Source organism: Rhodoferax sp. GW821-FHT02C08, from assembly GCF_059421805.1.
In genome coordinates this window covers 48,749-66,791 of sequence record NZ_JBWKVR010000016.1, presented here as the reverse complement: position 1 = coordinate 66,791, position 18,043 = coordinate 48,749, and the positions used below count along the sequence as shown (strand labels likewise).

Below are 18,043 nucleotides of genomic sequence, written 5' to 3'. Positions count from 1 at the left end.
AACTACAAGTGGAGAACATCAGAACGATCCATCGGCATTCGAGAGCACCCACACACACGGAAAAACACCTCGTCCAAGCGCTTTCGGAACAGCCTATTTCACGGTCATCGATGCTCTCCCACATCAGCCTCAGTCCTTTTGCAACGGCACATCTATTCTTTGAGTAATCGCGCTGCTCAAAGGATATTTCTAGCTCCAATTAATTGGCCATCGAATGGCGGAAAGCGCAATTGTGTCCCTAGATATTTCAAACCATGGGAATCACCCTCGGAATAAAGACTTCCGCCGATACCCAACTATGCGAAACAAAATAACAAAGGGATTAGAACTGTCTGCGCGCAAGACTACGGCATCGGAATTTCCCTAACAAAGAGGGCGTTGCACGCAAGAAGGCCCGTAAGAAGGGCGTTGCAGCGAACGCCCGCTGGAGCCATCATTTCAGAATGCATGAAGGCTCTCATCCGCACGCCCCAATTTCTGTGGCGAACCCACACCAGCCCACCGTTTTGTTGGAAGAGCGCATTTGCACGTTTCTGATGCAGCGATACGGACCTGTCCTAGATAGAAAGGCGATCGTAGAGACCCTTCGTTTCCCGAGTGGGGACGCATTTGACCGGGCCGTGGAGCGGGGACAACTAAAGATGGAGTTCTTAAAAATGTCGAATCGCAAGGGCCGCTTTGCACTTGCACAGCGGGTTGCGCAATATCTGGTGCAAGCCGATGAACGATCAGGATTATTACAGGCGGACGAAGAACGCGTCAGCCCAAGAAAAAAGGAGTGGTCACGATGAGTGGCAGTTAAAACAGCAGGCTCTGACGCGGGTGACAGCCCACGTCAGAGCCTTGGAGTGCTGTATCCCTAGGGGGGACAGCATCATCTTAGGCAGCCGTCTCTTACGCGTCAAGCCGCGTGAGTTGAATCAGCGCTGCCGCTGTATTTAGTTGCCCAAACCGCTCTCCAAGTTGCCATAAACACGTTGCCACGATGCGACACGTGGATGGCGGCTAGGCGGAGCTATTTCTCATACGACCACGCAATCAAGCCCAATCTTGGGGCGCAATCTGTGGAGTTAATAAGTGTTTTCAATAAAACCTCGAAAGAAAATAAGCAAGGAAGAAGCCTTTCAAAAACGTGCGAAAAAACAAGTGAGGGGCCGACTGCCGGGCAAGGACTACTCCGCCTACATAAAAATCGGTCGAAACGAATTCTCTTCACATGGGCGCTCTCAAATAATGAACGATCCAGTATCGGAAAGAGAGCATCACTTTTTATCTTGGCTAGAGACATTTATTTGGCTGTTACTTCTGCATTTGGGTGCAAAAGTAACATGTGAGCAATTCCCACTCTCGGCAGCAGATGATGATATGAGTTTTCTAGTGCAACAAATGAAAGGAAGAGGAACGCTGTCGATTGCCGAATTGCTCGAAATTAAGCATCCAAAAGTGAACGACGAAGTTCCACGAATTCTCACCACGGATTTGATCATTGAGTCCCCTAGGAACGAGCAATGCGCAATCTATGTCCGTCCTCACGATTTGGTACCCAAAGATGGCCGAGGCCTTGAACTACTCCGGCTACAAGCGGCATATTGGAAAGAACGCAACAGACATTTATATGTTCTAACAGAGCGCCATTTGGACTATCAACTAATCGATCTACTCATATGGTCATATACGAGCAGACGAAGCTACCCAACAGGAGCGGATAAGGAATTCCTAGTCTTCCTAAGTGACTGCAACACATACCGGCCCCTAAAAGATCAACTAAAAGAATGGCGAGGTTCAGATTTTGTTGGGGATGCAGTTAATCAATTTAAAGCTGCCATATTCAGCGGTCAAGTGACTGTGACACTGAACGAAGAGTCCGGCAATCTCCACCCATTGAATGAACCATGGAAATTTGCGGTTTTAAATGAGAAGAATATAAATACACGGCTATCTAGATTTTTCTCAAAAATTGAGCCATATCGTGCCTAATATTCATAATCAAGACCCTCCCCAATTACCCATGACAATTGGGGATATTTATCTGATCAATCTAAGCGATCGACTACCCCGCGGAATTTATATTTATATCTACTTGGATCCCGTTCGAAAGGTGGTTTTTTTAAAAAGGCAAAAACAAACCAAGGACGGTAACTCTCCAACAGCGACCGCTCCAAGACATCGCGCAATAAATTCAATAGCCTGCAAGGATCTAGAAAATCTTCTTAACCAGAAGTTTGCGGTGAAAATTGAGCGCCAGCAAAACCTCGTAGTGCCGCAACTACCGAAAAAGAGAAAAGAAAAAGAAAGGGAAAAGGCAATTGCGAAGTTAGATAAAACACGCGATTTCCTTACAGCACTGTGCAATCCTGACCTTTTGCATGAGGTTATTGTAGAGCGTTCTTATAAACCAATATTTCAACTGGCAGCAGCGAAAGAATTCGCAAATCAACATGCAAAGCGATTATTTTTTCGTCTCTTGGATGCTGCCTATGACATCGATACTGCGGTAATAGATCGCCGGAAAACCGCTGAAAGGAAAACACCACGCAAAGTAGAGAAAAAGCTAGGAAGACAATATAAGCATGTGCGCAATGGCAGCAACCCCGAACGCAATGGAAGAAATTTTAACGAAGATGACCACAAAAATTTAACTGCATATATAAATAGTGGCGGCTATAAACATGACAATAGTCTTCAGTGGAACTATGAAAACTTCAAGGCAATATTCAATGTAAAGCAAGTGCATAAACTAGCCAACGGAAAGGTTGTGCCGGAGACGTTGCCCGAAGATCAATTCATAACTAGAAGTCAGTTTGTTTACAACTCCGAGAAGATCCACAAAGCTCTCGCTTACACATTTTCTACAAAAAAACTGATCGAGATAACAAGAAGAGGCTTCCGTGTCTACACGGGAAGTTCAAGATCTCATATCCCTTGCCCTGGCCATTCGATACTGATTGACAGTACGTTGGCCGATGTTTACCTAGTCTGCTCTTGGGATAGAACACGAATTATTGGCCGACCATTATTATATTTTGTGGTCGATGCTCTCACATCGGTTGTTTTGGGAATTCACATCTCACTCCGAGCCCCTAGCGGAGTTGAAGCAAAAATGGCTCTTTTCTCTGCTTTGAGTAATAAAACGGAGTTGCTCACCAAATATAGTCTGAATGCTTACTCTCATTTTTTCCCACGTGCACCAATACCATATGAATTCTTGCCTGACAGGGCGGAATTACTGTCTTCAATAGGAAGAGAAGCAGCAAGCGCATTAAACTGTGCGATGGGAATGCCTTCAGCTTATACACCTCAGTGGAAAGCTGCAGTAGAACGAATTTTTAAGACTATTAATAACTTTTCCATCCATTGGATTCCAGGCAGCACGCGGGGACGAGTTCGAGAACGAGGACAACCGGATGTGCGGTTGGATGCAATTTTGACGATGGAGGAATTCACCCGAATTATTCTTCTTTCCGTTCTTCAATGGAATGCGTTAGGACGTTCAACACAGAAACTTTTACCATCAATGTTAAAAGACGAAACTGCTACGGAGCCAGGGCCCAGTGGTTACTTTAATTGGGGGTTAGAAAATCTACACGGCTCGCCGGCATACTTCACTAACGACGAACTCGTAACAAAACTATTACCTGGAAGTATTTGTGAAATAGGTTCTGAAGGCATCCATATTGATAACAACAGATGGGGCGCACCGTGGATGAATGACCCTCAGTTAAGAGTTGCCGGACTTTTGAGTAGCCCGGTTCATCTCTATAGAAACCCCGTCCACTCCAAACAATCTTATATTCATCTTAAAGGAGAAAGCCAACTCCGCGAGTCAACTCTGCTTGAGATGCCTTGTGCGGGTAGTATTTTTGATCTGGAGGAATACTTCGTCGTCGAACAAACAAAACATTCAATTCACAAAATGCAGAACGAGGGGCTTCAGACTTCAATAACGCATGAAATGAATAGTCTCATCGCAAGTGCAAGGTCCAAGACGGCTATCGCCAACAAAGAATTACCAATATCAAAATCAGAAAAGACAAAAAGTATTCGCCAAAATCGAAACAACGAGATAAATGGTCAAAAATTCACAGCTAAACCTGCTGACGACAGCAAAACGCATGAAGAAGATGTCTTAGCAAATTGGTCGGCTTCATCTTTCGCCAGCAATGATTTCATGGCAGCACTAAGAAAAATATCCAATAAAAATAAATCATGATTGCACGACCGGCCCAATACTCTGCATCGACTGTACCTAGCTTTTGCAAGGGGAATCCTCTGAGTGAAGCACTCCCAGAACTACCCAATGACAAAGCCTTATTTGAGGAACTTCTTATTGCACCCAAGGGTGATTTCTCTATTGCACGGACGAATGATCCAAATAGTTTTTACGAGGCATCAACTCTTCTGGAAATAAATCTACCACGACTGGAGACCCCTATTTTGATGAGGAGGATTTATAGCATGATCCACAATGCATACTCCAAATCGAATCCGATGACGAGCCAATTTATTGGTGACATCAATTCCATAGATTCAGATTTATTTTCAGAAAAAGAAACGCTAGATTTGCAAAGCGATGCAATGACAATTCTCGGTTGGAGTGGAGTTGGAAAATCCACACTCATAAGATCAATACTCAAATTTTTCCCGCAACTAACCAAGCACTCAGAATACAAAAATAGGCCGCTTACGTTACTTCAAGTAGTTTGGCTAAGTGTTGATGCTCCACTGAACGGCAGTCCAAAAGGATTTTTGAATAATATTGCTCGTGCGCTCGACAAAGTTTTGCAACTCAGAGGAAAGCAGTCTTACTTCAACCAAATGGAAAGTAGTTCCGCAGAAACTATGAAAGTTCATTTAGCAAGAGCTCTGCGCACTCATTGCGTCGGTCTACTCCACGTCGACGATATTCAGCGCTGGGGAGAGGGTGATAGAAAGGCCAGACTTTTGTCCATGTCAATGTTAATAGGATTGGCGAATACGATTGGTTGCTCGCTACTTCTTAGTGGAACACCTGCTGCAGTCGAGGTCCTTAAAACGAGCTTTGAAAGTAGCAGAAGAGCAAATAGGCGACCGCATATCGTTATAAAGACTCCGACCAACTACGAAGATCCTTTTTTTGAAAGTTTGATTAATTATTTATTCTCCTTTCAACTTTCTACTCCTTGGGTGGCTGTCAATGAGGATTTTAGAAAAACCATATTCCAATTGACCGCAGGCATTCCTGGCGTAATAACCAGTCTTTATGTGGCAGTTATTGAGGAAGCACTCTTATCAAGGCAGCCGCTTTCAGTCAATTTATTCAAAGTAGTAATGCAGGAAAGCTTTTCCATGCTTACGGACCCTATAGAAAATCTGCGTAAAGGTCGGGCAAAAAATCCAGATTACTGGGATCCAGATACAGATAAAAAATTAAGCCGCAGTGTCAAAAAGAAGTCGCTAGACGATGACGCATAGGTCATTTTAAATGATCAGTAAAACCAATTTTTTTCCACCAATCGGAGCATCTGAGACAATTTACTCCATTTGCAGCTCGTTGCATCACTTACTGGGTCACCTAAGCCATCGTGAAAGTTCACATTTATTTTTTGGCGATCATTCAGCCGTCGGGCGTCATCTTAGCCCAGCCAATTTAAATCACTTTTGCAACTTTACGGAAAATCGCGCGGGCAACTCCGAAGATATTTTAAACAATAGAACCGTTATCGGGTTGTACAGGCGATTCAACCCAACGAAGACAATTAACGATCTCTACAAATCACCCAATTCAGACAAACGCCCTCGTTTACCGAAAGAAACGGATCTATCTCTAAGGTATTGCGTACATTGCGTAGTCGAAGATCGGGAAAAAATAGGCCGAGGCGCTTGGAGACTAGAGCATCAGTTTTCTGGGGTAGTTGTGTGTCCGCGTCATGGGATTGAACTCAAATCAACATCCTTTTCACCAAAATCAAAGGATAAGCGCTGGATTAGGGTAGATGAGTTGATTAATGACCACCCAACAATAGAAGAGGGTAAAAATGATAAAAAAATTCACTGGCTTCAACACCTGGCTCAGGTGCTATGGGGTTTTAATCAATATGAAAATGCCACACCATCAAGTCTGAGGATTGCACTGGCCAATCATCTGGCTAATACCGGTGAAATTCCAAGCCCAAGTCACTTTACTGCGCATTATATTAATCGTTGGTACCGATCCAAAGGACTTCCTTTTATAGGAAGCCAGTTCCGCGCAATCCAGAAATTTCCTCTTCCATCTGAAAATAGCCAACTAATGCTGCGCTGGGCAACCTATATTGCGGCTACTGCGTGCTGGGATGAAATTAAGTTACAACTTAAAAATCAACCACCCTTTCAAGCCAAATTTGAACTGCCGTATTTGTGCCGGGAATATGCGGCAGAGGAACTACTTCCAGTTCAGGTATGGGCCGCTCTCAACGAGGGAATTAGTTTAAGCAGAATTAGTTTAACTACCGGATTTAGCGTAACCTCGCTAAACCACGCGTTAAGATCAAATCCAGAAGTGAAAAATGCACGTAAAACCTTGATAGACGCATCCAATTTGCACGAGAGACGATCTTGGGTTCGTTCCAAGTTGGCGGCCAATCCTTCCTGGGGAAGAAAAGAGCTGTTTCGCCATGGTTCGAAATATGTTCGCTGGCTTGAACTTCACGATTTTGAGTGGCTAACGGCCCAGCTTCCACACGTCGATTCTGGCCGCTGGGTACAACGACCGCTATTTGTTTAAGGTCACTAAGGTACGGTTCCTCAGGCAACCTCTTCTCCCCAGCTTTCGTCATGGCACTGGGCCAAGTGGTAGAACTTCTACGGATTGAGAGTAAAGCTAAAAATTTTCACTAACTGAGAAAACTGTACCTGTAAAAGTCCAAAGACGGCTTGATGCTAAATGTGTCGAGTCATGATCGCATCTTGGGTACAAGATCGACGTGATCGGACAATCTAGAAGACTAAGCTATTGATTTTTATGATATTTCAATGTAAGTTGGAGAAATCCAGATTCACATTGAAAAATGACCAATTTTCTTGAAAACAGTGAAAGCCAGAACCGGCAGTACATAGATGCCGAGACCGTCTACCGGGAGTTGCTGCGAGTGCAGAAAGCAGCGCAGCAGACCCGAGGCGGGATGATCTGGCGTGAGATGGGCGGCAAGAAATACCTCATCCGCACGTCGACCAAGGGCGCCCAAAAATCCCTCGGTCCTGAAACCGAAGAGACCGTTAAGATTTTTGACAGCTTTTCGTCTCGCAAAGCTGATGTCGCAGAACGGCTGGCATCCCTCAGGCAGACCTACGACGAGCAAAAAAGGCTCAACAGGGCATTGCGAGTCGGACGCGTTCCGACGCTGGTCGTCGATGTTCTCAACGCCATCGAAGCTGCAGGGCTAAGCGAACATTTCACGGTGGTCGGCACGCATTCTCTTTATGCCTATGAAAGTGCTTGCGGCGTTCGGTTCATGCCACAGGCCATGGCTACCCGAGATATTGATCTCCTCCTGGACACACGTAAGCATTTGGCTTTCGTGTCAAAGATGAAGGAAGCGCAGGCGTCGTTCCTGGGAATTCTCAAGAAGGCGGATAGGACATTCGAGAGAGTTGAGGATAGAAAGGAAACAGTCATCAACTCGACCGGTTTTGAGATCGATGTCATCCGACGCGTAGCCAAGGATGGTGACCCGCATCCGTTTCGCTTGAGTGATGACGAAGACGATGTTTGGGCAGTTCAAGCTCCGACCGGTGATCGGCTTCTTGGCGCGGCCCGGTTCAGCCAGATGGTGGTGGCCACGAGCGGCGAAATGGCGATGATGACCGCTGTTGACCCCGTCAGTTTTGCACATATCAAACGACAGCTTGCCGCTTTTCCCGATAGAGACCCTCGCAAAGCCGGCAAGGACTTGCTGCAAGCACAGTTAGTCGAAGAACTGGTGGCTACCTATATGCCTTCATTGAGCTCGAAGGACTCCAGAAAGCTTACCGAAGACGAGCAATCGCATGAACATCCTGCGCCTGGATGAAATACAGCTGGTGAGTTGAAAGCCTGCTGGGGTGCGTTGAGGACATACAAACAGCGCTAGGACTTCTACCAGGCGCATCTAGCGCCAATTCCGGCAGCGCACGAAGTACCCACCAATTGAGATCTACTATGAGAAATCGGGCGTTAAGCAGCGCCGCCGTAATAGTCACTAGCGACTGCGTATGCGGATTTTCGTAGAGGTGGGTGATTTTCAGCGTACGTACTTCTCCAAATCAGCAGAAATAATTGAATTTGATTTGTCAAATTGCACCTCAATCATTGCAATTGAACAATATTCATCACCGTAACTCTTTGATTCTTAACGACGACTAACTCACGTTCAATTGTCAGGGACACCATATGTAGCCAGGGTGTAGCCACGGGGTAAGCGGCGTTTCAAGCAGCGTCGAATGCGGCGCGCAGCCATTGCAGGCCCTGCGCCTCCAGCACCACCACGTCAAAGCGGCACGGAGGTGGCGTGGCCAGGCCCAGCAGGTAGTGACGCGCCGCCAGCACAATGCGCTTTTGCTTGGTAGTGCTGACACTGGCTGCGGCACCGCCAAAGGCCGCATTGGCGCGCTTGCGCACCTCGACAAACACCAGCGTGCCGTCCGGGGCGCGCATCACCAGATCGATTTCACCGCCGCCCCGGCCGGGCGTCCGATAATTGCGCTCCAGCAGACGCAGGCCCTGGGCCTGCAAATGCGCCAGCGCCTGGTCTTCGGCCGCATCACCGGCTTGCTTGGTGGTCGGCGCCGTGCCCATGCGTGTCAGAGCTAATTTTTTGAGGAAACCCATTGAGCGCTTCTTTTGCTTCCGCCTTGAACGCCGCCCGCGAGGCCGCGTCTTCGCAGCATTATCCGGCGGGCACGCTCTATATCGTGGCCACGCCGATTGGCAATCTGTGTGACATCAGCCTGCGCGCCCTGCATGTGCTGGGTCTGGTGGATGCGATTGCCTGCGAGGACACACGCCACACCCAGTCTCTGCTGCGCGCCTACGGTATTGACAAGCCATCGTCGCAGCTGCTGGCAGTGCATCAGCACAACGAATCCGAGGCCGCCCAGAACGTGGTGCGGCGCCTGCAGCAGGGCGAGCGCATCGCCTATGTGAGCGACGCGGGCACGCCCGCCATCAGCGACCCCGGCGCCCGCGTGGCCGCTGCGGCACGGGCAGTGGGCCTGCCGGTGGTACCGCTGCCTGGCGCCAGCAGCATCACCACCGCGCTCAGCGCAGCTGGCATCGTGCAGGACACGGGTTTTGTGTTCATTGGTTTTCTGTCCAGCAAGGCGGCCGAACGCGATACCGCAGCCCAAGGCCTGCTGGCCGAACCACGCGCCGTGGTGCTGCTGGAAGCCCCCCACCGCATCGAGGCGCTGGCCCGCAGCCTGGCATGCCTGGGCGCACGCTCGATCACCATGGCGCGCGAGCTCACCAAGCAGTTTGAGGAAATTGCCACCGTGCCGGCGCAGGAACTGCCCGGCTGGCTGGCAGCCCAGGCATCGCGCACACGCGGAGAATTTGTGGTGGTGGTACACCCTGCCCCACCCGCCGAGACGCCAGAACAAGACTTGCGCATACTCAAGCTGCTGCTGGCCGAGCTACCGCTGAAAACCGCGGTGCAGCTGTGTACCGACATCACCGGCCAGCCGCGCAAACTCTTGTACAGCGCCGCCCTGGCGTTGAAGCCTGAGCCCGAGGAAGACTCCTAAAATAATAGCTTCCAGCGCAGGTAGCACCTGCGCTGGAGGCATATTTTCTTTAAGACTTGCGGCGCGGCCAGAGAAAGCTCAGCGGCTGCTGGCGCACCCGCTGCCACACAGCCGAACGCAGGCGCAGGCGGTCCAGGCCGCTGACGCTATGGGCGCCCAGCGCCAGCTGCAGGGCCAAGAAGAAGCTCACCGTCAGGTTCAGCGCGCCAATCAGCGGGATCGCCGCGACGCACCACCAAAACGCCGACATAGTCCACACATGGGCGCCAAACGCCGAAGCCGCTGCCGCCAGTTGCCCGGACGACAAAGTGACGTGGCGCGCCTCCAGCCCCAGGCCCACAAAAGCCAACACCGGCGGCAACAGGCCCAGCATGAAGCCCAGCGAAATGTTCGACGCAAAGCCCGAAATATGCTCGCGCATGAAATGCGCCCAGCGGTCGGCGCGCGCCACGCCCAGCACGGCGGTGATGCGCGGGTTGTAGCGCAGGGCCGAATCCAGGCGGTGCAGCACAAACCAGTTTTCCGTTGCGCCGGCAATCAGGCTGGCCAGGAACAGCAGTACCCCGGTAAAGGCCGCGAACAGCAAGGTGCTGGGCGTGAGCAGGTGCAGGGTCTGGAACACATGCGCGGCCTCGGCCTTGCTGATCATGGGCTTGCCGCCCAGCCACAGCATGCCAAAGCTGATCAGGCAGACACAGGGTACGACCATGCCCACATTGCCCAGTACGGCAGCCACCTGCGAACGCACCAGGTGGGTTACCTCGTCCACAAACTCATCCACGGCGCTGCCGCCGCTCAGATCCTTGAGCTTGGCCGCCATGGCCGGCGCCGTCATGGCCGGCTGCTTGGTAGCCAGCGTCCAATGCAGCAGCTGGATCAGCACAAAGCTGGCGGCATACATCAGGCCGGACGCCATGCCGGACCAGAACGCCGTCAGGCCCAGGGCGCCGATTGCGAACTTGAGTAAGGTGGTCAATGAGGTGGCGGCCCCGCCGCCGGCGGCCTTGGCCAGCATGCCACGGTATTCGGCATGGTCGCGGGTGATGTAGTGCGCACCGGTTTCGGCACTGCGCTCGGTCACCTTGGCCGCCAGCATGGAGGCATTCACACGGACCAGAGCGCGCACGCTGCGCCGCTCCTGCCCGGCTTCAGTCAGCTTGGATACCAGGCGCGCAGCACTGGCCTCGGGTGTGGGCGACACTAGGCCATCCATCAGGTCGCGCACCCGCAAGACTCGCTCGCGCAGCTGGCGCAACATGAACACCAAGTTGATCGAAATGCCGTGCTCGTTCAAATGCGGATACACGCTGGCTGCGGCCTGGCGACACAGTTCCAGGCGCTCACGCAGGCGCTGCGCCGCAGCCTCCAGCTCCTGAGGTTCACGTGGCGTGGCGATAAAGGCCAGACGGAATGCATCCACATCAGCCGACAGATCGCTAAACGGCTGGGCCTGGCGCGCACCGTCACTCATGCGCAGGCGCAGCTCAGAGGCAAAGCCCGTGGCGCGGATCTGGCTGGTGCAAAAAACAATCGCCTGCAGCAAAGCGTCTTGCCACAGGGTGACGCACGGCGTGCGGGAGGGCGCCGTCAGCAGCCCAGCCAGGCACTGCAAGCTGCCACTGTCCAGCGCCGCCAACCACTCCGCATCGGCCTTGTCGCTCAGCACCAGGCTGAACAACTCCGCGGCATCGGTAGTTTCAGGGGTAGCGGGCAGAATCTTGCGGCCCAGGCGGCCAGCCAGTTCGCTCAAAAATGCCGAGCTATGCGAAAAGCCATAGTCGGCCAACACGGTGGTGCTGTCCACGGTCTGCAGCAATACCAGCCACCAGGCACGCAGGCCCTCCTGCAGCTGCGGCCGTGTCTGCAGCGCCTCCAGGAAAAACTGCATCCGGCGCACCGATGCGTCGGCAGAACTGCCGTCGCCGCGTATCCAATCCAGCAAGCCAATCAGCCACAGATGGCGCTGCGCCAAGGGAGCGTTGGCGTCCAGCGTGTCGAGCAAAAAGGGAAGGTCAGATTGTGTCAATAGTGCGTTCGGAAGAGGTGTCGCTGCAGGCATAAACCTGCCGAGAGGGGACGCGCAAACAGGGCAATGCCAACAACTGTCGCTTGAATCATAAGCGTGCCGTTAGATGAAGCATAACTGTACCACCTGGTGTTGCTGCCGGTCTCGATTGGCCCCGCCCCCATCCTGACGCGGATGTCAACCATGTTATCGGTTCAACAGCCCGATAAACGCATCTGCCGCTACCGCTTTGCTGAAATAAAAACCTTGCGCGTCGGTACAGCCTCGGGATAGCAGGAAATCGATCTGCTGCATCATTTCGACGCCCTCCGCCACGACCTTCAGATCCAGGCCATCGGCCATGGCAATAATCGCGGAAACCAGCGCAGTGGCGTTGCGGTCCTGGCCGATCCCGCGCACAAAGGATTGGTCAATTTTCAACACCTGAATTGGAAAGCGCTGCAGATACGCCAGGCTGGAATAGCCGGTTCCGAAGTCGTCCAACGTCAGTTGTATGTCCATTTGACAGAGCCGATTGAGAATATCGAGAACGTCATCGCTGCGCTGCAGCAAAAGACTCTCGGTAATCTCCAATTCAAGGCTGGAAGCGCTCAGGCCGGTTTCCTCAAGAATCGCCGCAATCCGTTCGCAGAAGCGTGGCTGGTAAAACTGGCGTGCGGACAAATTGACCGCCACGCGCAGTTGCGGATGACCCGCATCCTGCCATTGCTTGAGCTGACGGCAGGCCTCGCGCAATATCCATTCGCCAAGAGGCAGGATCAAGTCTGTTTCTTCGGCAATCCAAATGAAATCTGGACACGAAACCGGCTCAGTTCCCGGGCGGTGCCAGCGCAACAAAGCCTCACACGAAAGGATGGCACCGCTGACCATGTCTACCTGAGGCTGGTAGTGCATCACAAACTCGCCTTTCGTCAAGGCCTGCCGCAATTGGTGTTCCAGCGCCAAGCGCTGCTGTGCGGCTTGGTTGAGCGCGGGTGTGAAAAACTCGTAATTCCCTCGACCTCGCACCTTGGCATGGTTCATGGCCGTGTCGGCGGCACGCATCAAATTATGAACATCCATGCCATCACCCGGATACAAACTGATGCCGATACTGGCACTCGCATGCAATTCATTGCCATCCACAAAGACAGTTTGACCCAAGACATCCAGCACCCTTTGTGCCGCGGATGCGGCATCGCCTGCCCCCGTTAACAAAGGAAGACATAACGCATACTCAGCGCCGCCAGCGCGCGCCAAACTGTCGCCTTCGCGCAAGCATTCTTTCAAGCGAGCTGCGACCAACTGCAGGAAATAGTCACCGCTCTTATGCCCTAGTGAATCATTGATGTATTTGAAATAGTTCAGCCCAACAAAGAGAACCGCCACCTGCGAGCGATTTCGATGCGCATAGGCGATCGCCTGCGTGAGGCGATCCTCCAACAGCTCGCGGTTGGGCAACCCAGTTAATGCATCGTGGTGCGCCATATATCGGATGCGCTCTTCGGCTTGCTGACGCTCCGAGATCTCGGTATGAAGGGCGTCAATCGTGGCGGCCAATTCGGCGGTGCGTTCCAGCACCCGGCGCTCCAGATCATCATTGGCCTGGCGCAGTGCCTGCTTGGCCTGGCTGCGCTCCATGGAATAACGTATGGCGCGCACCAACAAAGCGGCGTCGACATGCCCCTTTACCAGATAGTCCTGCGCACCGGACTGCACTGCCTGAACGGCAATATCCTCATCGCTCAAGCCGCTCAGTACGATCAAGGCGGGAACGGCCGGGAAGCGCTCCAACACTGCTCGCAACGTGGCCAATCCACTGCTTTCTGGTAAGCCCAGGTCCAACAGCAGAACATCCGTCGGCTGGGTCTGCAGATGCGTTATTCCATCGGTCAGATTGCCAACCCAGGTCAATATATACGCTGGCTCTTGCAGCTGCTCGAGCATGCACTCGATCAACCGCGCATCGCCGGGGTTGTCCTCAATCAATAAAATTTTGGTGGGACTAGTGCTCATCGCGTTACCTTGGCGGTAGTGTCACGATGCTAAGCCAGAAATCCTCAATAGTTCGCACGATCTTGGCGAACTGCGTGAAGTCGACCGGCTTGGTGATATAGCAGTTCGCATGCAGGCTGTACGCACGCACCACGTCCTCTTCAGCCTGCGAGGTGGTCAGGATGACTACCGGTATCGTCTTTAGACTTTCATCCTCCTTGATTTCTTCCAGCACTTCCCGGCCATTTTTCTTTGGCAGGTTCAAGTCCAACAAAATCAGGTCGGGACGAGGGGCGTTGATATGCTCACCACGTTGATGCAGGTAGTCGAGCGCGGCCGCTCCGTCCTCCACCACTCGCAGCGTGTTCGATACCTTCGCATCTTTCAGTGCTTCCTGGGTCAGGCGGACATCGCCCGGGTTGTCCTCCACCATCAGGATTTCGATCGGGCGCACCTGTAGTATTCCATTCATGATGCCTCTCCTGTTGTCTGTGGCACCTGTGACAAAGTGAATTTGAATGTCGCACCCTGTCCGGGCTCCGAATCGACCCAGATGCGTCCACCGTGCCTCTCTACAATCTTCTTGCAGATCGCCAGCCCAATCCCGGTGCCCGGGTAACGGCTGCGATTGTGCAGACGCTGGAACATCACGAAGATCCGAGCAAAATATTCCGGCGCAATGCCGATGCCATTGTCCTTCACCTCGAAGCGCCAGAAGTCATTCTCCGGTTCAACCCGGATCTCTATCTGCGGCGCTTGCGAGCCGCGAAACTTAATCGCGTTGGCAAGCAGATTCTGAAACAACTGCGTCAGTTGCGCGGGGTCCCCCTGTACCACCGGCATTACGGCACACTGGATCTGCGCACCGCTCTCCTCGATGGCTATGCGGAGGGACTGCAGGACTGTTTTCAGCACCGCATCGCAATCGGTCGCCTGCAAGGGTTTAGCCTTAGTGCCAACCCGCGAATAGGTCAGCAAATCGTCAATCAAGGCCTGCATGCGCTTGACCCCGTCAACAGAAAACCCGATGAATTCATGCGCTTCGGCATCCAGCTTGCCTCCATAGCGCTGTTCCAGCAGTTGCACATAGCTCGTCACCATGCGCAACGGCTCCTGCAGATCATGCGACGCCACGTAGGCCAACTGTTCGAGTTCCGCGTTCGAGCGCGCCAACTCCTGCGAGCGCTGTGCCAACACCATTTCGGCTTTTTGGCGTACCGCTATTTCCTGCTGCAATTGCTGGTTCTGCGCCAGCAGTTGCCGCTGCATGGCCTGCAAGCTCAGGTGCGTGTTGATGCGCGCCAGCACCTCCTCCGCATGAAACGGCTTGGTCACGTAGTCGACGCCCCCGAGCTTGTAGGCACCGATCTTGTCACCGATGTCGGACAGGGCAGTCATGAAAATGACAGGGATATCTTTCGTGACGGCAAGCGATTTCAACTTGCGGCAGGTTTCGAAACCGCCGATGCCCGGCATCATCACATCCAGCAAAATCAAGTCCGGCGGTGCGAACTGCGCGCGCTCGATCCCTTCTTCACCATCCTGGGCGACCATTACCGAAAAACCATGGCTGACGAGGTGTTCCGCCAGCACGGCCACGTTAACCGGTGTGTCATCCACGATGAGGATGTTGGGGCTTGACCCCCTGGAACCCGTGCTGGTGTTCATAACGGATCCGTTATAAAAATAAATATCGACGGAAAAAGTATAGGCTTATGCTCTTCATTTGCAATAAGCGCAGTTACTTGAAAATGGATTCACTGCTGTTAAGGCAGTACTTTGCCAGGTTCAGGATAGCCTTGGACTGGTAGCCCTTGGCGAGCAGGCGCAGTTGATTGGTAAAGGGGCGATAGCGCTCGTCCAGGTCGTCCAGATGGTCTGCCCAGTGCAAGATGTCCTGCATGTTCCCCAGGCGCGCCAGCTGATACAGGTTATCGATCTCCTGCTGCGGCGGCAGGATGAACACACCAGTCCCCCCATCGCCCGAAACTGGTAGCCCCTGTGTTGGCTCGTAGGTCAGATCCAGGCGCAGGAGACGGCCGATCTGTGCCATCAGGCGTTCGTACTCGATCGGCTTCACCAAAAATGCATTGGCGCCGGCCTGGCGGCTTTGCTCCTGGTCGCTGACCGAAGCGCTGGCCGAGAGCATGATGATGGGCGCAACCTCGAAGTCCGGTAGCTGGCGCAGGCGGCGCGTCGTCTCCAACCCGTCCATGCCGGGCATGACCAGGTCCATCAGAATCAGGTCCGGCCGTAAGGCCTGTGCTTTCTCCAGTGCGTCCATGCCGCTGACCGCCGCGCCAGTCTCGAAGCCGAGCTGGCTCAACATGTCGATCGCCACTGCCCGGTTGTCGGCCACATCGTCCACCACCAGTATTCTTTTGCGCGTGCCCGCGTAACCCATAGGCCCCGGCTCGTGAGCCACACCGCCTTTCGACGCGATGACCTGCAAGTCCACCTCGAACCAGAACGTACTGCCCTCGCCGACCCGGCTCTGGACCTGCACGTCGCTACCCATCAACTTGAGGAACTGGCGGCTGATCGCCAAGCCCAGGCCGGTGCCGCCGATGCGGTGCTGCAGGTCGCCCGCCTGCTCGAACGGTTTGAAGATCGCCTCCAATTGATCGGCGCCGATGCCCACCCCGCTGTCCTGCACGTCGAACCGGAAGCGCCCGGGGGCCGGGCTGCTCACAGCCAGGCGCACGGAGCCACGGTCGGTGAACTTGACGGCATTGGACAACAAATTCAGCAAAACCTGACGCAAACGCTTTTCGTCGGCCCGCACCCAGGCGGGCAAGTCCGGTGCCAGGTCGCAACCGAAGTCCAGGTTCTTTTGCGCGGCCTTGACTTCGATCATCCCGGTGATGACACGCAAGAAGGTGTGGAACTGAATGTCCGTCACGTAGAGTTCGAGCTTGCCGGCTTCAATCTTGGCAAAATCCAGGATGTCGTTGATCAGCGTCAACAAATGTTCGCCGCTCTTCTGGATCAAGTTCAGTCCGGAGGACTCGCGCTCGCTCAGGGTCTTGTCCCGCAGCAGTATCTGCGCATAGCCCAAAATGCCATTCAGGGGCGTACGCAATTCGTGGCTCATGTTGGCCAGGAAGGTGCTCTTGGCCTGATTGGCGGCTTCCGCTGCATAAGCAAAAGCCTCCAATTCCTTGTTCGCCAGTTCCAGTTGTGCGGTGCGGTCCGAAACGCGTTGTTCGAGTTCCTGATTGAGTTTGTGAATTTCTTCCTCGGCCCTTTTGTGTTCGCTGATATCAGTGAGAAATCCCTCAATGAAAAGCGGAAGATTCGCTTCGTCACGCACCATGCGGGCGTTGGTAGAAACCCAAATAATCTGTCCGTCGCGGCGGTGAAATTGAATTTCATATCTGGTGACAGCACCTTGCTCAAGAAGCAGCGCAAGTACCTTGTCGCGATCCTCGGAATGCAGGTAAATCTGATGGGGAATGTTTAGCGTGCTCGCCTCCAATTCACCGAGCGAGTCATATCCCAGGATTTTTGCCATTGCCGGATTGGCATGCAGGAAACGCCCTTCAAGCGAAGTTTGATAGATACCTTCCAGGGCGTTTTCAAAGATATTCCGATACCGGGCCTCAGCCTCCCGAATCGTCCCGATTTGCCCCTTTATCTTGCTTGCCATTTGATCCAATGCCGTACCAAAGGGTTGAAATTCCACATATGGAACGACATGGCCTGACGGGTCGTATGCACCAGCGGCAAAACGGTTCGCAATCTCATTGAGGCTATTCAAGGGCTTACGCAACGATATGCGGATAAAAATAACCGCCACGAGCACAACCGAAATCAGAATCAGGAAAATGATGCCTGTCGAGAAAAAAAGCAGTTGCCGATTGCTTTCCTTGTTGATTGTTTGTGTCAGAGAAACAGCGACTTCACCGGCCTGGATTTCCTGGTTTCCTTGCTTGTGAAATATTGGGGCAGACCTGTTTATTCGGCCGCCGCCTTCTTGTTTGTCGATACTGTAAATTTCTGCGCCCGATCGATTCCGGATGATCAGCCGAACAATCGACTCATCACGCGAGATTGCCAAGCCGATGGTCTTTATTCCATCGTCATCAACCGTCCACAGCGGTACGGAAAGAGTGCCCACAAGATAGGCAAGTGTTTCGTCCGCCCGTTGCTCCAGGGCTTTTGTCGCTGCCTGCGATACGACATAGTGCATGGCGGCGACGGCGACGGCCGACACGATGAGAACGGTGGCGACTAGGGTCGCCGCCAAGCGCCGTGTTATGGAACGGTTTTCAATTGCCTTGTCCGGCAAGTGCTCCATGGCTG

Annotated in this window: 13 protein-coding genes; 7 read left to right on the top strand and 6 right to left on the bottom strand. The window is 52.9% G+C overall.

Annotated elements, in window-relative coordinates; all coding sequences use genetic code 11:
• The first annotated feature begins 443 nt into the window (after positions 1-443).
• From AC07VY_RS18520 to AC07VY_RS18495, 6 genes are all read left to right on the top strand, one after another.
• Positions 444-791: a hypothetical protein gene (locus AC07VY_RS18520; protein ID WP_495098742.1), complete on the top strand. Its 348-nt coding sequence runs from the start codon at positions 444-446 to the stop codon at positions 789-791.
• Positions 792-1,077: 286 nt separating this feature from the next.
• A complete protein-coding gene (locus tag AC07VY_RS18515) occupies positions 1,078-1,977 on the top strand; it encodes a PDDEXK family nuclease (protein WP_495098741.1) in 900 nt (299 codons plus the stop codon).
• A 31-nt stretch (positions 1,978-2,008) separates the two neighbouring features.
• Positions 2,009-4,210, top strand: a complete 2,202-nt coding sequence (locus AC07VY_RS18510) for a TnsB C-terminal domain-containing protein (RefSeq protein WP_495111325.1) — start codon at positions 2,009-2,011, stop codon at positions 4,208-4,210.
• Positions 4,207-5,451, top strand: coding sequence for an ATP-binding protein (locus AC07VY_RS18505; RefSeq protein WP_495098739.1), 1,245 nt, complete (start codon positions 4,207-4,209; stop codon positions 5,449-5,451). The genes AC07VY_RS18510 and AC07VY_RS18505 overlap by 4 nt, the downstream gene beginning before the upstream one ends.
• A 10-nt stretch (positions 5,452-5,461) precedes the next feature.
• Positions 5,462-6,742: a TniQ family protein gene (locus tag AC07VY_RS18500; protein ID WP_495098738.1), complete on the top strand. Its 1,281-nt coding sequence runs from the start codon at positions 5,462-5,464 to the stop codon at positions 6,740-6,742.
• Positions 6,743-7,025: 283 nt separating this feature from the next.
• Entirely contained in the window at positions 7,026-8,027 is a 1,002-nt protein-coding gene (locus AC07VY_RS18495; protein WP_495098737.1) for a GSU2403 family nucleotidyltransferase fold protein, read from the top strand.
• 395 nt (positions 8,028-8,422) lie between these two features.
• Here the strand turns inward: AC07VY_RS18495 and AC07VY_RS18490 are convergent, their stop codons facing one another.
• Positions 8,423-8,824, bottom strand: a complete 402-nt coding sequence (locus AC07VY_RS18490; RefSeq protein WP_495098736.1) for a YraN family protein — start codon at positions 8,822-8,824, stop codon at positions 8,423-8,425.
• Here AC07VY_RS18490 and rsmI point away from each other — a divergent pair.
• A complete protein-coding gene (gene rsmI, locus AC07VY_RS18485) occupies positions 8,824-9,738 on the top strand; it encodes a 16S rRNA (cytidine(1402)-2'-O)-methyltransferase (protein ID WP_495098735.1) in 915 nt (304 codons plus the stop codon). The genes AC07VY_RS18490 and rsmI overlap by 1 nt on opposite strands.
• A 49-nt stretch (positions 9,739-9,787) precedes the next feature.
• Here rsmI and tlpB read toward each other — a convergent pair whose 3' ends face one another.
• The 5 genes from tlpB to AC07VY_RS18460 form a co-directional block, all read right to left on the bottom strand.
• Positions 9,788-11,764 carry a transporter-like protein TlpB gene (gene tlpB / locus AC07VY_RS18480; RefSeq protein ID WP_495098734.1) on the bottom strand — a complete coding sequence of 659 codons (1,977 nt, stop codon included), beginning with the start codon at positions 11,762-11,764 and terminating at the stop codon, positions 9,788-9,790.
• A gap of 186 nt (positions 11,765-11,950) precedes the next feature.
• Positions 11,951-13,759, bottom strand: a complete 1,809-nt coding sequence (locus AC07VY_RS18475; RefSeq protein ID WP_495098733.1) for a two-component system response regulator — start codon at positions 13,757-13,759, stop codon at positions 11,951-11,953.
• Positions 13,760-13,763: 4 nt separating this feature from the next.
• Positions 13,764-14,210, bottom strand: coding sequence for a response regulator (locus AC07VY_RS18470; RefSeq protein ID WP_495098732.1), 447 nt, complete (start codon positions 14,208-14,210; stop codon positions 13,764-13,766).
• The gene (locus AC07VY_RS18465; RefSeq protein ID WP_495098731.1) at positions 14,207-15,406 is read right to left on the bottom strand and encodes an ATP-binding protein; all 1,200 of its coding nucleotides are present in this window, start codon (positions 15,404-15,406) and stop codon (positions 14,207-14,209) included. Before AC07VY_RS18465 ends, AC07VY_RS18470 begins: the two co-directional genes overlap by 4 nt.
• Positions 15,407-15,479: 73 nt before the next feature.
• Positions 15,480-18,038 (bottom strand): PAS domain-containing hybrid sensor histidine kinase/response regulator, encoded by a 2,559-nt coding sequence (locus AC07VY_RS18460; RefSeq protein ID WP_495098730.1) that lies wholly within the window; start codon positions 18,036-18,038, stop codon positions 15,480-15,482.
• Positions 18,039-18,043: the final 5 nt, after the last annotated feature.